The 20,544-nt window shown below is 68.6% G+C and carries 16 protein-coding genes and 2 tRNA genes; 4 read left to right on the forward strand and 14 right to left on the reverse strand.

The window, feature by feature from the left end:
* Positions 1 to 22 precede the first annotated feature (22 nt).
* Together H7U32_RS03045 and H7U32_RS03050 are read right to left on the reverse strand one after the other, a co-directional pair.
* Positions 23 to 93: transfer RNA gene (locus H7U32_RS03045), tRNA-Cys, on the reverse strand.
* A 27-nt stretch (positions 94 to 120) separates the two neighbouring features.
* A tRNA-Gly gene (locus tag H7U32_RS03050) sits at positions 121 to 193 on the reverse strand.
* A 182-nt stretch (positions 194 to 375) separates the two neighbouring features.
* Here H7U32_RS03050 and H7U32_RS03055 point away from each other — a divergent pair.
* Positions 376 to 1,200, forward strand: a complete 825-nt coding sequence (locus H7U32_RS03055) for a PAC2 family protein (RefSeq protein WP_204467954.1) — start codon at positions 376 to 378, stop codon at positions 1,198 to 1,200.
* A gap of 370 nt (positions 1,201 to 1,570) precedes the next feature.
* Here the strand turns inward: H7U32_RS03055 and H7U32_RS03060 are convergent, their stop codons facing one another.
* The gene (locus H7U32_RS03060) at positions 1,571 to 2,452 is read right to left on the reverse strand and encodes an undecaprenyl-diphosphate phosphatase (RefSeq protein ID WP_204467955.1); all 882 of its coding nucleotides are present in this window, start codon (positions 2,450 to 2,452) and stop codon (positions 1,571 to 1,573) included.
* A gap of 249 nt (positions 2,453 to 2,701) precedes the next feature.
* On the opposite strand from H7U32_RS03060, the gene H7U32_RS03065 reads away from it, so the two are divergent.
* Positions 2,702 to 3,487: a fructosamine kinase family protein gene (locus tag H7U32_RS03065; protein ID WP_204467957.1), complete on the forward strand. Its 786-nt coding sequence runs from the start codon at positions 2,702 to 2,704 to the stop codon at positions 3,485 to 3,487.
* A gap of 46 nt (positions 3,488 to 3,533) precedes the next feature.
* Here H7U32_RS03065 and dnaJ read toward each other — a convergent pair whose 3' ends face one another.
* Both dnaJ and hrcA read right to left on the reverse strand, forming a co-directional pair.
* Positions 3,534 to 4,697 carry a molecular chaperone DnaJ gene (gene dnaJ / locus H7U32_RS03070; RefSeq protein ID WP_204467959.1) on the reverse strand — a complete coding sequence of 388 codons (1,164 nt, stop codon included), beginning with the start codon at positions 4,695 to 4,697 and terminating at the stop codon, positions 3,534 to 3,536.
* Between the two features lie 64 nt (positions 4,698 to 4,761).
* On the reverse strand, positions 4,762 to 5,913 hold the full coding sequence (gene hrcA / locus H7U32_RS03075) for a heat-inducible transcriptional repressor HrcA (protein WP_204467961.1): 1,152 nt from the start codon (positions 5,911 to 5,913) through the stop codon (positions 4,762 to 4,764).
* Positions 5,914 to 6,223: 310 nt separating this feature from the next.
* On the opposite strand from hrcA, the gene tkt reads away from it, so the two are divergent.
* Both tkt and tal read left to right on the forward strand, forming a co-directional pair.
* Positions 6,224 to 8,332, forward strand: a complete 2,109-nt coding sequence (gene tkt / locus H7U32_RS03080) for a transketolase (RefSeq protein WP_204467963.1) — start codon at positions 6,224 to 6,226, stop codon at positions 8,330 to 8,332.
* Between the two features lie 142 nt (positions 8,333 to 8,474).
* Positions 8,475 to 9,578, forward strand: coding sequence for a transaldolase (tal, locus tag H7U32_RS03085; protein WP_204467964.1), 1,104 nt, complete (start codon positions 8,475 to 8,477; stop codon positions 9,576 to 9,578).
* Between the two features lie 115 nt (positions 9,579 to 9,693).
* On the opposite strand, the gene H7U32_RS03090 is transcribed toward tal, so the two are convergent.
* The 9 genes from H7U32_RS03090 to uvrC all read right to left on the reverse strand — a co-directional run bounded on the left by H7U32_RS03090 (position 9,694) and on the right by uvrC (position 20,543).
* Positions 9,694 to 11,304, reverse strand: coding sequence for an aminotransferase class I/II-fold pyridoxal phosphate-dependent enzyme (locus H7U32_RS03090; RefSeq protein ID WP_239457449.1), 1,611 nt, complete (start codon positions 11,302 to 11,304; stop codon positions 9,694 to 9,696).
* 234 nt (positions 11,305 to 11,538) lie between these two features.
* A complete protein-coding gene (locus H7U32_RS03095; protein WP_204467966.1) occupies positions 11,539 to 12,384 on the reverse strand; it encodes an HAD family hydrolase in 846 nt (281 codons plus the stop codon).
* A gap of 158 nt (positions 12,385 to 12,542) precedes the next feature.
* Complete coding sequence (gene secG / locus H7U32_RS03100) at positions 12,543 to 12,791, reverse strand: preprotein translocase subunit SecG (RefSeq protein WP_204467968.1); 249 nt, start codon at positions 12,789 to 12,791, stop codon at positions 12,543 to 12,545.
* A gap of 56 nt (positions 12,792 to 12,847) precedes the next feature.
* Positions 12,848 to 13,651, reverse strand: coding sequence for a triose-phosphate isomerase (gene tpiA, locus H7U32_RS03105; protein WP_204467970.1), 804 nt, complete (start codon positions 13,649 to 13,651; stop codon positions 12,848 to 12,850).
* Positions 13,652 to 13,780: 129 nt separating this feature from the next.
* Positions 13,781 to 14,986 (reverse strand): phosphoglycerate kinase, encoded by a 1,206-nt coding sequence (locus tag H7U32_RS03110; RefSeq protein WP_204467972.1) that lies wholly within the window; start codon positions 14,984 to 14,986, stop codon positions 13,781 to 13,783.
* 177 nt (positions 14,987 to 15,163) lie between these two features.
* Positions 15,164 to 16,117 (reverse strand): DNA-binding protein WhiA, encoded by a 954-nt coding sequence (gene whiA / locus H7U32_RS03115; RefSeq protein WP_204467974.1) that lies wholly within the window; start codon positions 16,115 to 16,117, stop codon positions 15,164 to 15,166.
* Between the two features lie 167 nt (positions 16,118 to 16,284).
* Entirely contained in the window at positions 16,285 to 17,223 is a 939-nt protein-coding gene (rapZ, locus tag H7U32_RS03120; RefSeq protein ID WP_239457466.1) for an RNase adapter RapZ, read from the reverse strand.
* 35 nt (positions 17,224 to 17,258) lie between these two features.
* Complete coding sequence (locus H7U32_RS03125; RefSeq protein ID WP_204467977.1) at positions 17,259 to 18,209, reverse strand: shikimate dehydrogenase family protein; 951 nt, start codon at positions 18,207 to 18,209, stop codon at positions 17,259 to 17,261.
* Between the two features lie 27 nt (positions 18,210 to 18,236).
* Positions 18,237 to 20,543: an excinuclease ABC subunit UvrC gene (gene uvrC / locus H7U32_RS03130; protein ID WP_204467979.1), complete on the reverse strand. Its 2,307-nt coding sequence runs from the start codon at positions 20,541 to 20,543 to the stop codon at positions 18,237 to 18,239.
* Between the last annotated feature and the right edge of the window lies 1 nt (position 20,544).

The following is a 20,544-nucleotide window of genomic DNA, read 5'->3' on the forward strand; positions in this document are numbered from 1 at the left end:
CGGATCGCTCCGCAGGTCCGAGAGGTGGGTACGAGAGTCGAACTCGTCTATACGGCTTTGCAGGCCGCTGCCTAACCGCTTGGCTAACCCACCGTAGGTCGTGCGACTCGTCGGACCTAGAGCGGACAACGGGACTCGAACCCGCGGTCTCAACCTTGGCAAGGTTGCGCTTTACCAACTAAGCTATGTCCGCAGTGGCTTTCCAGCAGAGGTGTCCGCCGGAGCACGAGTGATTACTATACTCATCTCGCTGAGCTCCGCAACCCTCGGCGTGTCGCTCTCTCTGATGGCCTACGGCAGCCCCCGTCTGCGCCCCCTCTTGCCGAGGGCGAAGCAGGGCTCCCGCCCCTTGGCGCACCGGTTACGATGGGAGGCATGAGGAGCGAGGACGGCAACAGGAACCAGACCGTGCTGGTCGCGGCCTTCGATGGCTGGAACGACGCCTGCCAGGCGGCGACGAACGCGGTGCGCCACTTGGTGGACCGCTATGAGTCGCGCGTCATCGGGCATATCAGCTGCGACGGCTACTACGACTACCAGGTGGCCCGCCCGATGGTATGCCATGTGGAGGGGCACCGGCGCATCGTGTGGCCGGAGACCACGTTCTATGAAATCGACCTGGGGAGCGGCAACCGGCTCTACGCGCAGATCGCGCCCGAGCCGAACTACCGCTGGGCCGCATACTGCCGCCAGTCGCTGCGCATCGCCGAGGATTGCGACGTGGACCGCGTGGTGACGCTGGGCTCCATGTTCTCCGACTGCACGCACACGCGTCCGCTGCCGTTGTCCGTCTCCGCCGACGACTGCGACTGTGGCGACGGCGGCCATTACAACGGTCCGGTGGGCATCCCCACCGTGCTCAACGAGGCCGCGCGCGAACAAGGCTTCGAAACCACGTCGATGTGGGTGTCCGTGCCGCAATACCTCGGCTCGGACGAATGCGCGCAGGGCACGTTGGAACTGGTGGATATGCTCGGCCGCCTGGTGGGCGTGGAGCTCGACCGCGGCGACCTGCCGCGCAAGGCCGCGCAATGGGCCGCGCAGGGCGCGATGCTGGTGCGCTGCAACGACGACTTGGCGGACTATGTGCACCGCTTGGAGCACGATTACGATCTGCACGCGGCCAGCGCCGCCCCCGTGGATTCCCCGGCCGGCGAGCAGCTGGTGCGCGAGGCTGAGGACTTCCTCCGAGGCCTGTGACCCTTGCCGGGCCGGCTAGGCCAAGATAGAGCCCCCGCCATAGCGCCTTCTGTTCAATGCCGTGGCACCGCGAAGCCATCCCGAGACTCGGGCACGCCGGCGTCCATGGCTTTGCGCAGCAGCGGCTCCCGGCGCTGCGCCTCCACATCCTTGTGCGTTTTCATACCTTGACGGTACCCGCAGACCGCCGCCTAGGGGAAGCCTGCCGGATCATTGTGGATAACTCCTCTGCTCCGGGCGTGTCGCGACGCATCCCGTCCAGCCGATGGACAGCCCCGCCCGAATAGACGAACCCGCCCGGCGGATGCCTGCGCATCCACCGGGCGGGTCATGCCGATGCCGTCTGCCCGCGCCCTTAGGCGCCGCTCCCCTAGGCGACGGAGGGATCGATGGCCGGCACCACGCCGGTCAGCAGCAGCACCGCCACGATGACGGCCAGCGCGATGCGGTAGATCGCGAAGGACTTGTAGGAGAACGTGCTCACGAACTTGAGGAAGCCGATGATCACGATGTAGCCGACGACGAAGCTCACGATGGCCGCGGCGATGGTCGGCCCCCAGCCGGGGAACATGCCCGCGTCGCCGGCGGCCACGTCCTTGATCGCGGAGACGGTCTCCAAGATGCCGGCGCCGAACACGGCGGGGATGGCCATGAGGAAGCTGACGCGCACGGCGGCCTCACGGGTGTAGCCCATCGCACGGCCAAAGGTGATGGTGCCGCCGGAGCGGGAGACGCCGGGGATGAGGGCGAGCATCTGGCCGACGCCGAAGAGCAGCGCGTCACGCATGGTCATGTCCTCCATGCGCTTGATCTGCTTGCTCTTGGCGTCGAACACCCACAGCAGCACGCCGAACACGGCGAGCACAGTGACCGTGATCCACAGGTTGCGCAGCGTGGTCTCGATCATGTCCTTGAACAGCAGGCCGGCCACGAGGATCGGCAGCGTGCCGACGATGATGAACCATCCCATCTGCGTGTCGCGGTTATGCGCGCCCATGCGGCTCTTCCAGTCCTTGCCCTCCTTGCCGAAGAGCGAGCCGAACCAGGCCGAGAGGATGCGGATGATGTCATGGCGGAAGTAGAGGATGACCGCCAGCTCGGTGCCGATCTGGATGATGGCGGTGAACGCCGCGCCCGGGTCCTGGCCGAGCATGAGGTCGCCGATGATGCGGATATGCGCGCTCGACGAAACGGGAAGATATTCGGTGAGGGCCTGCACAAGGCCCAGGATGATCGCCTGGAAAAAGTCCATGCCTGAATCACTCCATGTCGATTGGGTGGTCCCCTCAAAGAGGAGGGTTCCATATGCAGCAAACGCCACACAGCCTACCACCGCGAGGTACGCGCCAGGTGTCGTGCAGGCTTTCCCCGGCCATATCCCGGGCCCGCCGGGCAGACCCGGGCGTGCGAGGCGACCTCCTATAATCGGGCGAGGAACCGCCGCGGCTCCGCCATGCCGGGGCTTCGGCGGCGCGAGAACGAACGAAAAGGGAGGCTCCCCATGTCCACGTACCGCAAGTCACGCGCCTTCAGCCCGGCAGGGTTCTTCGAATGCGAGGGGAAGGGCCTGCAGTGGCTCGCCGCCGCGCCGGGAGGCCCGCGCGTCGTGGAGGTGTACGGCTGGGGGAAGGACCATCTGGACATCGAGCGGATCTCCCCCGCGCGCCCGGACGCCGACGCTGCCCGCCGGTTCGGCGCGGCGCTGGCCCGCATGCATGACGCCGGAGCCAGCTTCTTCGGCTCCGCCCCCGAGGGTTACGAGGGAACCTGCTACTTCGGCCCGCTGCAGGACCCGGTGCCGATGGACACCGGCGAGTGGACGGATGTGGCCACCTACTGGGCGGACGGCCGTCTGCGTCCGATGGTGGAGATGGGCGTCAGGCGCGGCGAGCTTGACCGGCGCGACGTGGAGCTCACAGAGCGCGTCATCGAGGCGCTGCCGGACCTGCTGGGCCGCGCCGCCGACGACAAGCCGGCGCGCGTGCACGGCGACCTGTGGAGCGGCAACGTGATGTGGGCCGACGACCGCGGCGGCACCGAGGCGGTGCTCATCGACCCCGCCGCGCATGGCGGCCACCGCGAGGAGGATCTCGCGATGCTGCACCTGTTCGGCATGAGCTATCTGACCGAGATCGAGGAAGGCTACCAGTCGGTCCATCCGCTCAAGGCCGGCTGGCAGGAGCGCCGCACGCTGTGGCAGCTGTACCCGATCGCCGGGCACTGCGTGTTCTTCGGCGGCGGCTATGTGAGCGAATACGAGTCGATGTGCCGTTCGCTGCTCGGCTGAGACGGGCGGGACGGCGCGCCGCCGGGCGACGCCGTCCCGCGGCCCTTTAGCTCAGGGCGTCCTTGAGCTTGGAGAAGAAGCCCTTGCGGGCGCCGGCGCGCGAGGCGGCGGGCTTGGTGGCCTGGGAGCTGTGCCGGGCGTCCGCGTCATGGCTGGCGGCGAAGCGTTCGATGAGGCCGCGTTCCTCGTCGCTGAGCTTGGTCGGGATCTCCACGAGGATATGGGCGATGAGGTCGCCGCGCTCGCCCTGCTGGCGCAGGCGGCCGACGCCGAGCCCCTCCAGCGTGACGGTCTCCTCGGGCTGGCAGCCGGCGGGCACGCTCACGGAGCGCTTGCCGTCGAAGGTCTCGATGTCGAGGTCATGGCCGAGCACGGCCCAGCTCATCGGCACACGGACCCAGCAGTGCAGGTCGTCGCCGTCGCGGGCGAACTCCCGGTCGGGCCGGACGTGCACGTCCACATACAGGTCGCCGGCGGCCCCGCCGCCTTCGCCGACCTCGCCCTGGCCGGCCAGGCGCAAGCGGGTGTCATCCTTGATGCCGGCGGGCACGTTCACGCCGACGGTGCGCGTGACGCGCACGCGGCCGTGGCCCATGCATCCCGGGCAAGGCTTCTCGATGATGGTGCCGTGGCCCTCGCAGCGCTCGCAGGGGGCGGTGGTCATCATCTGGCCGAGCATCGTGCGCACAACCTTCTGCATGTAGCCCTGGCCGTGGCAGTCGGGGCAGGTGACGGGCTGGCTGCCGGACTGGGCGCCGCTGCCCTGGCAGTCGGGGCACAGGCCGAAGGTGCTGACCTTGATCTGCGTGGTGCCGCCGAACACGACGGTCCGCAGGTCCACGGTGGCGCTGGCGAGCGAGTCGCGGCCGGGCTGGGTGCGCGGCACGGGGCCGCGGCCGGAGCCACCGGAGAATGCGCCGCCGGTGAACATGTCGAAGATGTCGCCCATGCCGCCGAAACCGCCGCCCGGGAATCCGGAGAAGCCGGCGCCGCCGTTCGGATCGTTGGGGTCGACGCCGGAGTCGTACATGCGTTTCTTGTCGGGGTCGGAGAGCACCTCGTAGGCGGTATTGACCTCCTTGAACTTGTCCTCGAACTCGGGGCCGGCGATGTCGGGATGGTACTTGCGGCTCATCCTGCGATAGGCCTTCTTGATCTCCTCCGCGCTGGCCGAGCGCTCGACGCCCAGCACCTCGTAGTAGTCTGCCACGGTTCCTTGTTCCTTGTGTTTGCTTAGGTTCCTTGGATGGGTTGTATTGTGCCACAGGGCGGCGTCAGGCCGCGCCTTCCCGTCCGTCCGCGCCGGGCGACAGGAGGGCGGTCAGATAGCGGGCGACGGCGCGCACCGCGGCCATCGTCGCCGCGTAGTCCATGTGGGTCGGTCCGATGGATCCGACGAATGCGACGGGCGCGGAGCCGTCCCCGGGCGTGGATGTGCCCGAGCCGTCCTTCTCCGTCCCGCCGGATGCCTCGGCGCCGTCCTGCGGGTGGGCAGCCCCATCCGCGGGGGCGGAGGTGCGTCCGTATCCGGAGGTGACGACGGCCGCGTTGAGCAGGCCGGGGGTGTGCGTCTCCGAGCCGATGGCGACGCCGACGCCGCCGGGGCCGGGGGCCTCCTCGCTCAGCGCGCTCATGAGCTTCATCAGCACGACCTGCTCCTCCAACGCGTCGAACAGGGGCGCCAGGTCCGCCAGACCGCCTTGGTGGGCGAGGCTGGAGGCTCCGGACATGTACAGTTCGCCGGCGCGTTCGGAGTCGGCCATCGATTCCATCGCGGCGGCCAGGGACTGCGCCAGGCCGGCCATGGCCTGGAAGCGGGGGGCGACGGCCAGCGCGCGCACGCGCGCGGCGCAGCGAGGCAGCGTCTGGCCGGCGCATTCGTCGTTGGCGGCGGCCACGAAGGATTGCAGGGCGTCGTCGCCGGGCATGGCCGGCACGGCGAGCGTGTGCTGGGCGACGCGGCCGGTGTCCGTGATGACGACGGCGAGCAGCATGCCCGCTGCCACGGGCACGAGTTCGACACGGCGCAACGTGGAGCGTGCCAGCGAGGGGGCGGCGACCACGGCGACCTGGCCGGTGATCTGGGCGAGCAGGCGGGCGGCGCGTTGCAACGTGTCCGCCAGGCTCACCGAGCCGGACAGGAAGCTGGCGATGCCGCGGCGTTGCGCGGCGGAGAGCATGGCGACCGTCGAGAGGCGGTCGACGAAGTACCGGTAGCCCTTCTCGGTGGGCACACGGCCAGCGGAGGTGTGCGGCTGGGTGAGGTAGCCCTCCTCCTCCAAGGCGGCCATGTCGTTGCGCACGGTGGCGGAGCTGACCCCCAGGTCGTGCTGCTTGGTCAGCGCCCCGGAGCCGACGGGCTCCTGCGAACGGATATAGTCCTCGACGACGGCACGCAGCACAAGCATGCGGCGTGAGTTGGCCATCGCGTGCCTCCTTCGGGATAGGTCCGCCCCCGGCGCGGCCTGCGTCGGGGGCAATGGTCTCACCCCCTAGTTTTAGCACTCCGCGCAGCCGAGTGCTAACCGTTCGGCCGCGAGGGGAATACCCCGCCCCACCCCGCCGCGATGCACACGAATATGTGAGCGCTAACAGCACACAATCGCACAAAACACGCTCAAATCGCAACGCATCGTCGGCTGAAACGGGTAGCATGGAAGCGCAATGTGAGGGCGGCGCCCGCCACGGCGCAGGCCGGCAGCGGACCGCCCGAATTATTGGAAGGAAAACACACCTATGACCGAGTTCAAGGAAACCGAGCTGGACAAGCGCGCCATCACCATGGCCAAGGTCCTGTCGGCGGATGCGGTCGAGAAGGCGGGCAGCGGCCACCCCGGCTCCCCCATCTCGCTGGCTCCGATCGCCTACACCCTCTACCAGCACTTCATCAAGCATGACCCGGCCGACCCGAACTGGGAAGGCCGCGACCGCTTCATCCTTTCCGGCGGCCACGCCTCCCTCACGCAGTACGTCCAGCTCTACCTGTCCGGCTACGGCCTGACCCTGGACGACCTCAAGCACTTCCGCGGCGGCGCGGACACCCGCACCCCGGGCCACCCCGAGTACGGCCTGACCCCGGGCATCGAGATGACCACCGGCCCGCTGGGCCAGGGCGTCGCCTCCGCCATCGGCTTCGCGTACGGCCAGCGCTTCCAGCGCGGCCTGCTCGACCCGCAGGCCCCGGAGGGCGAGTCCCCGTTCGACCACAAGGTGTGGGTCATCTGCGGCGAAGGCGACATCGAGGAGGGCATCTCCGGCGAGGCCGCCTCCCTGGCCGCCAACCAGCAGCTGGGCAACGTCACCGTGATCTTCGACGCGAACCGCATCCAGATCGAGGGCGACACCAACCTGGTGCTGGCCGAGGACGTGCTCAAGCGTTACCAGGCCTACGGCTGGTACACCGACGAGTTCAGCTTCATCCAGCCCGACGGCTCCTACAAGGAGGACGTCGAGGGCCTGGCCGAGGTCATCGCCAAGGCCGAGAAGGAGGCTCCGAACCAGCCGAAGCTCATCAAGGTCCACACCCTCATCGCGTGGCCGACCCCGGGCAAGACCAACGACCCGTCCTCCCACGGCTCCAAGCTAGGCGCCGAGGCCGTCGCCGGCCTCAAGGAGGCGCTGGGCTACGATCCGGCCGAGTCCTTCCACGTCGACGAGGAGGCCCTGGCCCACGCCCGCAAGGTCGCCGAGCGCGGCCTGGCCGCCCACGCCGAGTGGGACAAGAAGTATGACGAGTGGCGCAAGGCCAACCCGGACAAGGCCGCCCTGTACGACCGCATCAAGGCCGGCGAGCTGCCCGAGGGCTTTGACGAGGCCATCGACGAGGCCGAGAAGGGCTTCGAGGTCGGTTCCAAGGTCGCCACCCGCGGCGCCTCCGGCACCGTGCTCAACGCCATGGCCGCCGTCATGCCCGAGCTGTGGGGCGGCTCCGCCGACCTCGGCGGCTCCAACAAGACCGACCTCAAGGGCGCCGCCACCTTCGCCCCGGCCGAGTGCGCCACCAAGCAGTGGCCGGTGTGCGACAAGTACGGCCGTCAGCTGCACTTCGGCGTGCGCGAGTTCTCCATGGGCGCCATCACCAACGGCATCCTGCTGGGCTCCCACACCCGTCCGTTCGGCGGCACCTTCTTCATGTTCTCCGACTACGAGCGCCCGGCCGTGCGCCTGGCCGCCCTCATGGAGATCCCGAACCTGTACATCTGGTCCCACGACTCCGTGGCCGTGGGCGAGGATGGTCCGACCCACCAGCCGATCGAGCACCTGGCCGCCTTCCGTGCCATGCCGCAGCTCGAGGTCGTGCGCCCGGCCGACGCCATCGAGACCGCCGAGGCCTACCGCGCTTTCTTCGAGAAGAAGAATACGCTGCCGGCCGCGATGATCCTGACCCGTCAGGGCGTCCCGGTGCTCGCCGAGACCGCTGAGAAGGCCAAGGACGGCGTGAAGAAGGGCGCCTACGTGCTCGTCGATACCGAGGGCACCCCGGACGTCATCCTCATGGCCACCGGCTCCGAGGTCCAGTGGGCCGTCGAAGCGGCCAAGACCCTGGCCGGCGAGGGCGTCAAGGCCCGCGTCGTGTCCATGCCGTCCATGGAGTGGTTCGAGGAGCAGGACGCCGAGTACAAGGAGGCCGTGCTGCCGGCCGCCGTCAAGGCCCGCGTGTCCGTCGAGGCCGGCGTGGCGATGCCGTGGTACAAGTACCTCGGCTCCTACGGCAAGCCCGTCTCCATCGAGCAGTTCGGCCTGCAGGGCGACGGCGCCCAGAACATGATCGATCTGGGCATCACCGCCGAGCATGTGGTCGAGGCCGCCAAGGCGTCCCTCGCCGAGGTCGAGGCCGCCAAGTGACGCTCTGATGAGCCCTGGCAGGGGAAGGCGCCGGGAAGAAGGCTCCCTCCCCTGCCCCGGCGTCCGGCCGGCATGTCCCTGGAGGGCGCGGGCCGAACGCCACCCATAGATGTTCCATCACGGAATAAAAGGAGAAACACATATGACCGAAGCAACCCAGCGCACGTCCGATTCCGGCGTCTCGATCTGGCTGGACGACCTGTCCCGCACCCGCATCGAGTCCGGCTCCCTGCAGGAGCTCATCGCCAACAAGAACGTCGTCGGCGTGACCACCAACCCGTCCATCTTCCAGAAGGCCCTGAGCCAGGTCGGCCCGTACGACGCGCAGCTCAAGGAGCTGGGCAAGGTGGACGTCGAGACCGCCATCCGCGAGCTCACCACCACCGACGTGCGCAACGCCACCGACATCTTCCGCGAGATCGCCGAGAAGACCGACTTCGTCGACGGCCGCGTGTCCATCGAGGTCGACCCGCGTCTCGCCCATGAGACCGAGGCCACCGAGAAGCAGGCCGTGGAGCTGTGGGAGAAGGTCAACCGCCCGAACGCGATGATCAAGATCCCGGCGACCCTCGAGGGCCTGCCGGCCATCACCGCCACTCTGGCCAAGGGCATCTCCGTGAACGTCACCCTGATCTTCTCGCTCGAGCGCTACGAGCAGGTCATCGACGCCTTCATCGAGGGCATCAAGCAGGCCGACGCCAACGGCCATGACCTCAAGCACATCGGCTCCGTCGCTTCCTTCTTCGTCTCCCGCGTGGACACCGCGGTGGACAAGCTGCTCGAGGCCAACGGCTCCGACGAGGCCAAGGCCCTCGAGGGCAAGGCCGCCGTGGCCAACGCCCGTCTGGCCTACGAGCTGTTCGAGAAGAAGTTCGCCGAGTCCGCAGGCTGGGCCGCGCTCGAGGCCAAGGGCGCCAAGAAGCAGCGTCCGCTGTGGGCTTCCACCGGCACCAAGAACGCGGCCTACTCCGACTGCAAGTACGTCGACGAGCTGGTCGCCCCGAACGTGGTGAACACCATGCCGGAGAAGACCCTGAACGCCCTGGCCGACCACGGCAACGGCGCCCCGAGCATCGAGGGCACCTACGCCGAGGCCCACGCCGTGATGGACAAGCTCGCCGAGCTGGGCATCAACATCAAGGACGTCACCGACAAGCTGGAGGCCGACGGCGTCGCCGCCTTCATCAAGTCCTGGGACTCTGTGATCGCCGACGTGCAGTCCGGCATCGACCGCGTCAACGGCTGAGCCTGACTGCCTTCAGGCGGACGTCGGGCCGTAGGTCCGGCAGATAGGAAATCAGGAAGCCCCCGGAACCATGTGGTTCCGGGGGCTTCCTTACGTATCGCGCGCCAAAGGGCGGTCAGTCGGCCTGCCAGTAGGAGGAGAAGAAGTCGCCGATCTCGCCGATCGTCTCGCGCAGCATGCCCATGCGCGGCAGGTACACCACGCGGAAATGGTCGGGCTTGTGCCAGTTGAACGCGCCGCCGTGGCTGATGAGGATGTGCTTCTCATGGAGCAGGTCGAGCGCGAACTGCTCATCGGAGTGGATATTGAACCGCTTCACGTCGATCTTCGGGAAGATATAGAACGCGGCCTTCGGCTTGACGGCGGTGATGCCGGGGATGTCGTTGAGCATCTCGTACACCAGGTCGCGCTGCTCGCGCACGCGCCCGCCGGGCACGATGTAGTCGTTGACGGACTGGTGGCCACCGAGCGCGGTCTGCACGATGGACTGCGCCGGCACATTGGAGCACATGCGCATGTTGGCCAGCATGTTCAGCCCCTCGATGTAGTCCCGGGCAAGGCGCTTGTTGCCGGACAGCACCATCCAGCCCACGCGCCAGCCGGCGATCATATGTGATTTGGACAGGCCGGAGAACGTGACGCAGAACAGGTCGGGGGCCATCGAGGCGATCGAGGTGTGCGTCAGGCCGTCCATCACCAGGCGGTCGTAGATTTCGTCGGAGAAGACGATGAGCTGGTGCTCGCGGGCGATGTCCACGATCTGCTGCAGCACCTCGACCGGGTACAGGGCGCCGGTGGGGTTGTTCGGGTTGATGATGACGATGGCCTTGGTGCGGTCGGTGATCTTCGCCTTGATGTCGGCGATGTCCGGGTACCATTCGGCCTGCTCGTCGCACACGTAGTGCACGGCCGTGCCGCCGGCCAGGTTCACGCAGGCGGTCCACAGCGGGTAGTCGGGGCTGGGGACGAGCACTTCGTCGCCGTCGTCGAGCAGCGCGGACATGCACAGGTTGATGAGCTCGCTGACGCCGTTGCCGGTGTAGATGTCGTTCATCGTCACATTCGGCAGCCCCTTGAGCTGCGCGTACTGCATGATGGCCTTGCGCGCCGAGAACAGGCCCTTGGACGGCGAGTATCCCTCGGTCTCCGTCAGCTGGCGGGACATGTCGTACACCACCTCGTCCGGCGTGCGGAAGCCGAAGGGCGCCGGATTGCCGATGTTGAGCTTGAGGATATGCGTGCCGGCGGCCTCCATGCGCGCCGCCTCGTCGGCGACGGGGCCGCGCACGTCGTAGAGCACGTTGTCGAGCTTGTGGGATTTGCCGAAGGTGCGCACCCGGCGGAAGGGCTCCTCCCCCGTGCCGCTCGTATGTGCCGCCGCGGCGTTCGGTTCAATGTGTGGTTCAATGCACGGTTCAACACGAGGTTCAACGTTCGGTTCAATGTGCGGTTCAGCGCTGCCGTTGGGCGAGGCCGGAGCCGTGGTGTCGAAGGGCGCGGGCACCGGGTCGTCGCCTCTGAGCCATTCGCGGTCCACCTTGAGCTGGGAGGCCAGGAAGTCGAGGACCTCCTCGCGGGGCATCGTCTTGCCGGCCACATACTGACTGATATGGCTTTTGCCCATCTTCACGCCCGCACTCTCGGCCGCGTGCACGAGGTCGATCTGTTTCAAGCCGCGGTCGATCATTGCGTTGCGCAGACGGTCGGCGAATGTGGTGACGGTCATGGTGCCTCCCCTGCCCCGGCTTCCGGGGTGTGGTTCAAGCCGGTTCAACGGACGGACCGGACACTGGTTCAAAGTGTACCACGCGCCACGAGGGGCACATGCATGTGCTTCCCTTGTGCCGCTCCCTTGTGCCGCCCCAAGGGTTCAATACTGGTTCAGTGCAAGTTTCAGAACTGCTTCCGCAGGTTCAAATTCAGTTCAACACCGGTTCAATCAGCAACCCCCGGTGTGCGCTCAATCCGTGGCGTGGAGCAGATGCCGTTCAATCCACTGGGCGACGCCGTCCTCGTTGTTCGCCGGGCACACCTCGTCGGCGGTGGCGAGCACCTTCGGATTGGCGTTGGCCACGGCGACGCCGAGTCCGGAGGTCTCGAGCATCGGGATGTCGATGAGGTCGTCGCCGAAGCTGGCGGTCTGCGCCAGCGGGATCTCCATGCGCGTGCACAGCGTCTCGAGGGAATGACGTTTGTCGGCGAGCGGGTTCATGAGCATCGCCATCGTGCCTTCGGACACGCCCATCGCGAAGTCGGGCGGCACGAGCTCGCGTAGCCTGGCCCACTGGTCGGGCTTGGGGAAGCAGATGATCTTGTCGGCGGTGCCCTCGGGCACGTCCTTGAAGTCGGTGTACCGCCACACCTGGGTCTTCCAATGTTCGGAGACGTCGAAGTTCGTGTAACGCACGTCGTCCATCACGATGCCCACTTCGAGTCCGGGTAGTTCCTCGAGCAGGAACAGACAGACCTCGCAGGCGCGGCGCGAGGAGAAGCCGACGCGCATGAGATGGCCCCACTGCGCCTGGGCGGCTCCTGAGACAAGCAGATCGTAGCTGGATTCGCCGGGGGCGAAGTCGATCAACGCGCCGTTGAGATAGACAACGGCGTCCACAGGCAGCCGCTCGGCGAAGCGGTAGCCGGTGGAGACGGGGCGTGCGGTGGAGACAGCGAAGCGGAAGCCGGCGTCGTGGAGCCGTTCGATGGTGTCGATCGTGCGCTGGGTGATGAAGCGTTCCTCGAAGGTGGGGGCGTCGTGCAGCAGTGTGCCGTCGAGGTCGGCGACGAGCAGACGGGGCGCGCCGTTCATGCGGCGGTCCTTCCGTCCCAGGCGCATGGGGCGCCGGCGATCATCGGGTGTGCTTCGGTCATGGGTGCCGTTCCTCCCGTCGAACGGAACGACCCACGGCGCGGTGGCGCCGTGGGTCGGTGCAGGTCATTGCGGCCGTCTGGTGCGCGCAGACGGGGTCAGATGAGGTCGAACTTCGTGAGCAGGCCAAGGGCGATGATGATGGCCACCCACAGCAGCGCGATGATGACGGTCCAACGGTTGAGGTTCTTCTCGGCGACGCCGGAGGTGCCGGCGTTCTGGGTGAGGCCGCCGCCGAACATATCGGACAGGCCGCCGCCCTTGCCCTTGTGCATGAGGATGAGCAGGGTGAGCAGGGCGCTGAGGATGACGACGATGACGTCCAGCACGATCTTAAGAGCAGTCACTTGGTGTTACCTCCGGTCAATGGCACTATGGGGCACTATAGCCCACGGTGGGGAAATCAGCGGTGGCGACGTCCGTTGGCGGCGACGAGCCGGCAGATGCGGGCCATCTCGTCCACGTCGAGCGAGGCGCCGCCGACGAGGAAGCCGTCCACGTCGGACATCGCGATGAGCTCGCCGGCGTTGCGCGAGGTGACGGAGCCGCCGTACAGGATGCGCACCCCGTCCGAGACCTTCGCGCCGAACTGGGCGGCGAGCCCCTCTCGGATTGCCTGCGCGGCGTCCTGGGCGGCCTCGGCGGTGGCGACCATGCCGGTGCCGATGGCCCACACGGGCTCGTAGGCGACGATGAGGCGCGCGGCCTCGGCCTCGTTGAGGTCGCGGGTGACGTCGCGCACCTGGCCGACGGCGAAGTCGAGTTCGATGCCCTGGCGGCGCTCCTCGAAGCTCTCCCCCACGCACAGGATCGGCGTCATGTCGGCGGCGAGCACGGCGCGCACCTGGTCGACGATGTTGGCGTCGTCCTCGGGATGGTATTTGCGGCGTTCGGAATGGCCGACGATCACGTACGAGCAGCCGAGGCGGGAGAGCATGTCGGCGGAGATGTCGCCGGTGAAGGCGCCCTGGTTGGTGACGGACACGTTCTGCGCACCGTAGCGGATCTTGAGGTCGTCCGCCTCGACGAGCACCTGCACGCTGCGGATGGACGTGAAGGAGGGGAAGAGCGCGACCTCGCAGTCACGGTAGTCGAAGCGGGCGTCGCGCAGCGTCCACGCGAGCTTCTGCACGAAGTACGTGGCCTCCAGATGGTCGAAGTTCATCTTCCAGTTGCCGGCCACCAACGGTTTGCGTCCCGTGGTCATCGCTGTTCCCTCCTCATGTCGTCGCCGTCCGGGGCGTTCCCATGCCCCGGACCGGGCGGAGGCCGCTCCCCCGGACCATCGGCTGGTCGGCGGGAGCGGCCTCCTGGATCATGGCCTTGCGGGCCTGGCTCAGTCGAGCACCTTCAGGCCCGGCAGCTCCTTGCCCTCGAGGAACTCGAGGGAGGCGCCGCCACCGGTGGAGATGTGCGAGAAGCCATCCTCCGGGAAGCCGAGGTTACGCACCGCGGAGGCGGAGTCGCCGCCGCCGACGATGGTGAAGGCGCCGGCCTTGGTCGCGTCGACGAGGCCCTGCGCCACGGCGCGGGTGCCGGCGGCGAACTCGGGGACCTCGAACACGCCCATCGGGCCGTTCCACACGACGGTCTTGGAGTCGACGATCTTGTCGTGGAACAGCTTCTGGGAGTCCGGGCCGATGTCCAGGCCCATCTTGTCGGCCGGGATGGCGTCGGCGGGGACGACCTCCGGGGCGACCGGGGTGTCGCCGGCCGGGAAGCCGGGGTTGACGACGATGTCGGTCGGCAGCACGAGCTCCACGCCGTTCTTCTTGGCGGTGTCGATGTAGCCCTTGACCTTGTCGAGCTGGTCCTCCTCGAGCAGGGAGGTGCCGACCTCGTAGCCCTTGGCCTTGAGGAAGGTGAAGACCATGCCGCCGCCGATGACGAGGCGGTCGGCCTTGCCCAGCAGGTTCTCGATGACGCCGAGCTTGTCGGAGACCTTGGAGCCGCCGAGCACCACGGTGAGCGGACGCTCCGGGTTCACGGTCGCCTTGGACAGGGCCGTGACCTCCTTCTCGACGAGCAGGCCAGCGGCAGCCGGCAGGTCGGCGGCCACGTCGTAGTTGGAGCCCTGGGCGCGGTGGACCACGCCGAAGCCGTCGGACACGAAGACGTCGCCGAGGGCGGCGATCTTCTTGGCGTAGGCGGCGCGCTCCGCCTCGTCCTTGCTGGTCTCCTCCGGGTTGAAGCGCACGTTCTGCAGGAGCACCACGTCACCGTCGCGCATCGCGGCGACCTTGGCCTGGGCGTCCTCGCCGTAGGTGTCGGCGGCCAGCGGCACGTCCACGCCGAGCAGCTCGCCGAGGCGGGCGGCGACCGGGGCCAGGGACAGCTCCGGGACGACCTTGCCCTTCGGGCGGCCGAGGTGGGCCATCAGGATGACCTTGGCGCCCTGCTCGCGCAGGGCCTTGATGGTCGGCAGGGCGGCCTTGATGCGGCCGTCGTCGGTGATGGTGGTGCCGTCCAGCGGGACGTTGAAATCGGCGCGGACCAGGACGCGCTTGCCCTTGAGGTCCCCGAGATCCTTGAGTGTCTTCATGGATGTCCTTTCATAACCGCTTCACGCGGAAAGTGGCGGATTTTTGCCACTCACAGCATACAACACAATCGGCGGCGCCCGCGGCGTTGCGCGCGCGGCGCGCATCCGCGCCCGATATGCGCCGGCGCCCCGGGCGCGGATCGCATCCACACCCGGGGCGCCGGAACCGTCGATCGGTCACTTGACGAGGTTCTTCTCGGTTTTCTCGGCGAGCTGGAGCAGGCGGCGGATGCGGCCGGCGATCGCGTCCTTGGAGATCGGCGGCTCGGCGAGACGGCCGAGCTCCTCGAGGCTGGCGTCGCCATGCTCCAGGCGCAGCTGGCCGGCGGCGCGGAGGTTGTCGGGCACCTGCACGCCCTCGGCCTCGAAGATCTCGAAGGCGTGGCGCACCTTGTCGCAGGCCTCGGCGGCGGCCTTGGCGGAACGGCGCATGTTCGCGTCGTCGAAGTTGGCCAGGCGGTTCGCCTTGCCGCGGGCCTCGCCGTCGGAACGCTTGCCGGTCCATTCGCGCGAGGCGCGCGTGGCGCCCATGAGGTTGAGCATGCGTTCGATGGCGTCCGGATCCTTGAGCGTCACGCGCTGCGAGGAGCGCAGCTGGCGCGGCTTGGCCTGGATGCCGAGGCGGTGGGCGATGCCGGAAAGCGCCATCGCGGCCTCGGGGCACGGGCAGATGACCTCCAGATAGCTGGCCTTGCCCGGGTCGGACAGCGAGCCGTGGGCGAGGAACGCGCCCCTCCAGGCGGCCTTGACCTGGGCGATGTTGCCGTTGACGACGTCGGCGGGCAGGCCGCGCACCATCTTCTTGCGGCGGTCGAGGATGCCGGTCTGCAGCGCCAAGGCGCCGGCCCCGCGCTCGACGAGCACGACGTAGTTCTGCACGGTGCCGTTAGGGGTAGCGTGGCTGGCGGTGAGGATGCGGGACTCATGGCCGAACAGCTCGCGGATGTTCGCCTGCATCCACTTGGCGGCATCGGCGTTGTCGAGCTGCACCTGCATGACGATCTGGCCCTGGGGCGACCGGCGCAGGCCGCCGCCGAATCGGATCATGGCCGAGACCTGGGCCTTCCTGGCAAGGGGAAGCTCACCCTCGATGGCGGTGAGTTCGCTTTTGACGTCATCCAGAAGAGCCAAGGCCGACCTCCTACTGTCCCGTTCTTCTCAATGGTTCGGACGTTGCTCCGAGCCCTGCCAGGCGTTCGCGCCGATGTTCCGTGATACCGAACATCATGGACAAATCCGGTGGCTCCGGCACCGCGCCCCATCATACATGCTGCCCGCTCCGTGCGAACGGGCGCCCGCTAGCGCCGGTGGGGCAGCTCGCGGGCGGAGACGGTGACCTCCAGGCCGTCGGCGCGCAGGCGCCGCGCGAGCTCCTCGCTCATGGCGACCGAACGGTGCTGCCCGCCGGTGCAGCCGATGGCGATGGTCACGAAATGCTTGTCCTCCTTGGCATAGCCGCGGATGGCCGTCAGCAGCGCCTTCTCGTAGGCGTCGAGGAACTCGGTGGCACCCTCGGAGGCGAGCACGTAGTCGCTCACCGGCTTGTCCTGGCCGGTCAGCTCGCGCAGGGCGGGCACCCAGAACGGGTTGGGCAGGAACCGCACGTCGGCCACGAAGTCGGCGTCGTTGGGGGCGCCGTATTTGAAGCCGAAGCTGAAGATGTGCACGGCGACGGTGGTCGGCCCCTCGCCGAGCATCGCCTCGTACAGCTTGGTGGACAGCTGGTGGATGTTCAGATGCGAGGTGTCGATGACCATGTCCGCCCGGTCCTTGAGGTTGCGCAGCAGGGCGCGTTCCTCGCGGATGCCGTCGATGAGGCTGTTGCCGTGCTGCAGCGGGTGGGGACGGCGGACGGATTCGTAGCGTTTGATGAGCACATCGTCGGAGGCGTCGAGGAACAGGATGCGGGTCCGGACGCCGAGGTCGTCCAGGTGGGTGAGCACGGCCGCCAGGTCGTCGAAGTAGGCGCGGGAGCGCACGTCTATGACGGCGGCGAGCCGGTGCACGCCGTCGTCGCCGCCGTGGCCCGCGGTCATCATGTCGACGAGGGGGACGAGCAGGCGGGGCGGCATGTTGTCCACGACGTACCAGCCCATGTCCTCCACCGCGTCGGCGGCGTGGGAACGGCCCGCTCCGGACATGCCGGTGATGAGCAGGACCTCGAAGCCGTCGGCGGGCTCCGGAGTGCCGAGGTCCGCGGCGGAGACGGCTTGCGTGGCGACGTCGGACGGTGTCATGTCGGACTCCTTGGTCTCTGGGTTCGTCGCGGCCATCACAGCGCCTCCTCGAGGGCGGCGCGCATGGCCTGCGCCATCGGGCCGGTTCCGGCGTCGGGGACGCCGCCGGCCGTTTCGCCGTCCCAGGCTCCGGTCATGAGCAGGACCTGTGGGATGGCCTGGCCGAGCAGCATCGTCTCCCCGCCGATGGCCTGGCCTCCGGCCGCGCGCCAGGCCTCCATGAGGCGGGTGGGGCGGGGGTCGTAGACGACGTCGAGCAGCAGTCCCCGGGGCCGGATGCGGGCAGTGTGCCCGTCCGCGCCGGCGAGGCGGTCGGCGACGGCGTCGCCGGCGTGGCCGGGGATGGTGGAGACGACGAAGGCGGCGTCGCCGAGGGCGGCGAGCAGCGCGTCGGTGTCGTCGAGACCGATCTCGGCGTAGGCGTCGGCGTGGCCGAAGCCACGCGCGGCGAGGCCGGCGAGGGCGGTGTTGCGGCCGGGGTGGCGCGCGGCGACGGTGATCCGGTCGATGCCGGGGATCGTGGTGCAGGCGGCGACGGCGCTGGTGGCGGTGTTGCCGTTGCCGATGACGACGGCTCCACGGCCGGCGCGCGTGGGGTCGTCGTGGCGCGTCGCCTCGCCGTAGGCCATGGCGATGCCGGCGACATCGGTGTTGTACAGCCTGATGCGGGGCAGGCCCTCGGCGGCGTCGGACGCGTCCCAGTCGAGGACGGCGGTGTTGGAGATGCCCAGCTCGCGCGACCAGCGGTCGCAGCGCTCGCCGTAGGGTTGGATTGTCCGCTTCAGCGGCATCGTCAGGCTCAGGCCGGCCCAGGTGGGGTCGAGGGAGCGCAGGAAGGGGGCGAGGTCCTCCTCCCCCACTTCGTGACGGCCGTAGGACCATCCTTCGAGACCGAGCGCGCGGTAGGCGGCGTTGTGCAGCACCGGGGAGAGCGAATGCGCGATGGGCTTGCCCAGCACCGCGCACCGGTGGTCGATCGTCGGCATGGCTTCTCCTTCGCTCGGGAACGCTCCCTACTGTACCGCCTGCCGCCGTCCCTCCGCGTCCTGGGAGCCGGCGTCCGTGCGGCGCAGCGCGTCGACGAGGGCCTGGGCGTGCGCGTGCCCGATGCCCTTGACCTGTTCGAAGTCCTCGACGCTGGCGGAACGCATCGCCTTGACTGAGCCGAAGTGCTTGAGCAGCTCCTTCTGACGGGCCGGGCCGATGCCGGGGATGCCGTCGAGGGCGGAACGCAGGGCGCCTTTGCGGCGCGTCTGGCGGTGGTATGCGATGGCGAAGCGGTGGGATTCGTCGCGCACGCGCTGCAGCAGGTACAGTCCCTCGGACTGGCGCGAGAGGATGATCGGATAGTCATCGTCGGGCAGCCACACTTCCTCGAGGCGCTTGGCCAGGCCACACACGGCCACGTCGGTCACACCGCAGTCCGCCAGGGCGCGGGCGGCGGCCTTAGCCTGGGGGCGGCCGCCGTCGACGACGACGAGGTTCGGCTTGTACGCGAAGTGGCGGCGGTTGGTGTTCTGCTGTACGAGCCCCTCGGCGTCGGCCGGGGCGTCCGGCGCCTTGGCGGCCTCGCGCTCCGCCTCGAGGCTGTCGCCGGAGTCGCCGGCGATGTTGCCGTGGCGGAAGCGGCGGGTCAGCGTCTCGTACAGGGCGGTCAGGTCGTCGGTCTCGCCGTGGCCGTCCTTGCCGCGGATCGCGAAGCGGCGGTATTCCGACTTCTTGGCCATGCCGTCCTCGAACACGACCATCGAGGCGACCTGGTAGGCGCCGCCGATGGTGTTCGAGATGTCGTAGCATTCGATGCGCAGCGGCGCCTCGTCCAGGCCGATCGCCTCGGCCACCTCGTTCATCGCGCGGGTGCGGGCGCCGATGTCGGCGATGCGGCTCATCTTGGCGCGTTGCAACGCCTGGTCGGCGTTCTCGGTGGCGCGGTCCATGAGCTGGCGTTTGTCGCCGCGGGCGGCGACGCGGATGCTCACGGCCCCGCCCCGCAGGCCGGCGAGCCACTGTTCGAGCTCCTCGCGGCGGGAGGGTTCGGTGGGCACGATGACCTCGCGCGGCACGGGCGCCACGGGCGCGAGCAGGTCGGCGCGTCCGGTCTGCTCGAGGCGGTTGTTGCGTTCGCGCGTGGCCTGGGCGCGGGCGGTGGCGTCCACGGCGGTCAGCGACTGGGTGGCGCCGATGGCGTCGCGGGTAGTCTCGATGCGCACCGGCTCGGCTGGCTCGCCGTCGGCGCTGGCCCCGGCCTCGCCGTACACCTGGACGATGAGGTCGGCCATGAGGTCGGCGTCGGAGACGTCCTCGACGCGTTCGACGCTCCAGTTGCGCTCGCCGCGGATCACGCCGGCGCGCACGGTGAAGGCGTGCACGGAGGCCTCGAGCTCGTCGGAGGCGAAGCCGAACACGTCGGCGTCGACCGATTCGTCGAGGACGACGGCGTTCTGCTGGACGACGGTGGAGAGCATGGCGATCTCGTCGCGCAGGCGCGCGGCCTTCTCGAACTCGAGGTCGGCGCTGGCTTCCTTCATCTCGCGCGTGAGCTGCGCGATGTACGACTTGCCGAGGCGGCCGGTCATCACGCCGACGAGCCGCTCGACCATGCGCCGGTGCTCGGCGGGGTCGATGCGTCCCACGCAGGGCGCGGAGCATTTGCCGATCGAGGCGAACAGGCAGGGGCGGCCCGTCATCCGCGCCTTGCGGTAGGTGCCGGCGGAGCAGGTGCGCACCGGGAAGGTCCTCAGCAGCTTGTCGAGCCCCTGGCGCAGGCCCCACACCTTGGCGTAGGGGCCGAAGTAGCGGGTGCCGCGGCGGCCGCGGTGCCGGGTCACCCACACGCGGGGCACCTCCTCGCCCACGGAGACGGCCAGGTAGGGGTAGGTCTTGTCGTCGCGGAACTGCACGTTGAACCGCGGGTCGAACTCCTTGATCCACGTGTATTCGAGCGTCAACGACTCGAGTTCGGTGGCGACGACGGTCCATTCGAGGCTGCGGGCCGTGAGCACCATCGCCTGCGTGCGCGGGTGGAGCAGGTACAGCGGCTGGAAATAGTTCGTCAGGCGGTTGCGCAGGTTCTTCGCCTTGCCCACGTAGATGACGCGTCCCTCGCCGTCGCGCCATTTGTACACGCCGGGGCTGGCGGGGATGTCGCCGGTCTTGGGGCGGAACAGGTCGCGGGTGTCACCGAGCAGCGGCGCCCCGTTGCGGTTGACGCGGGGGCCTTCCCCGTCCGCGCCCCCGTCCGCCGCGCCGTCGCGCAGCGCGTCGGCGGTTTTCCTCCAGACCTGCGGACTGTGGCGTTCGATCATGCCCGGTTGCGTCATC

It is taken from the genome of Bifidobacterium pullorum subsp. saeculare, from assembly GCF_016899725.1.
In the GTDB taxonomy this organism is placed as follows: Bacteria; Actinomycetota; Actinomycetes; order Actinomycetales; family Bifidobacteriaceae; genus Bifidobacterium; species Bifidobacterium pullorum_C.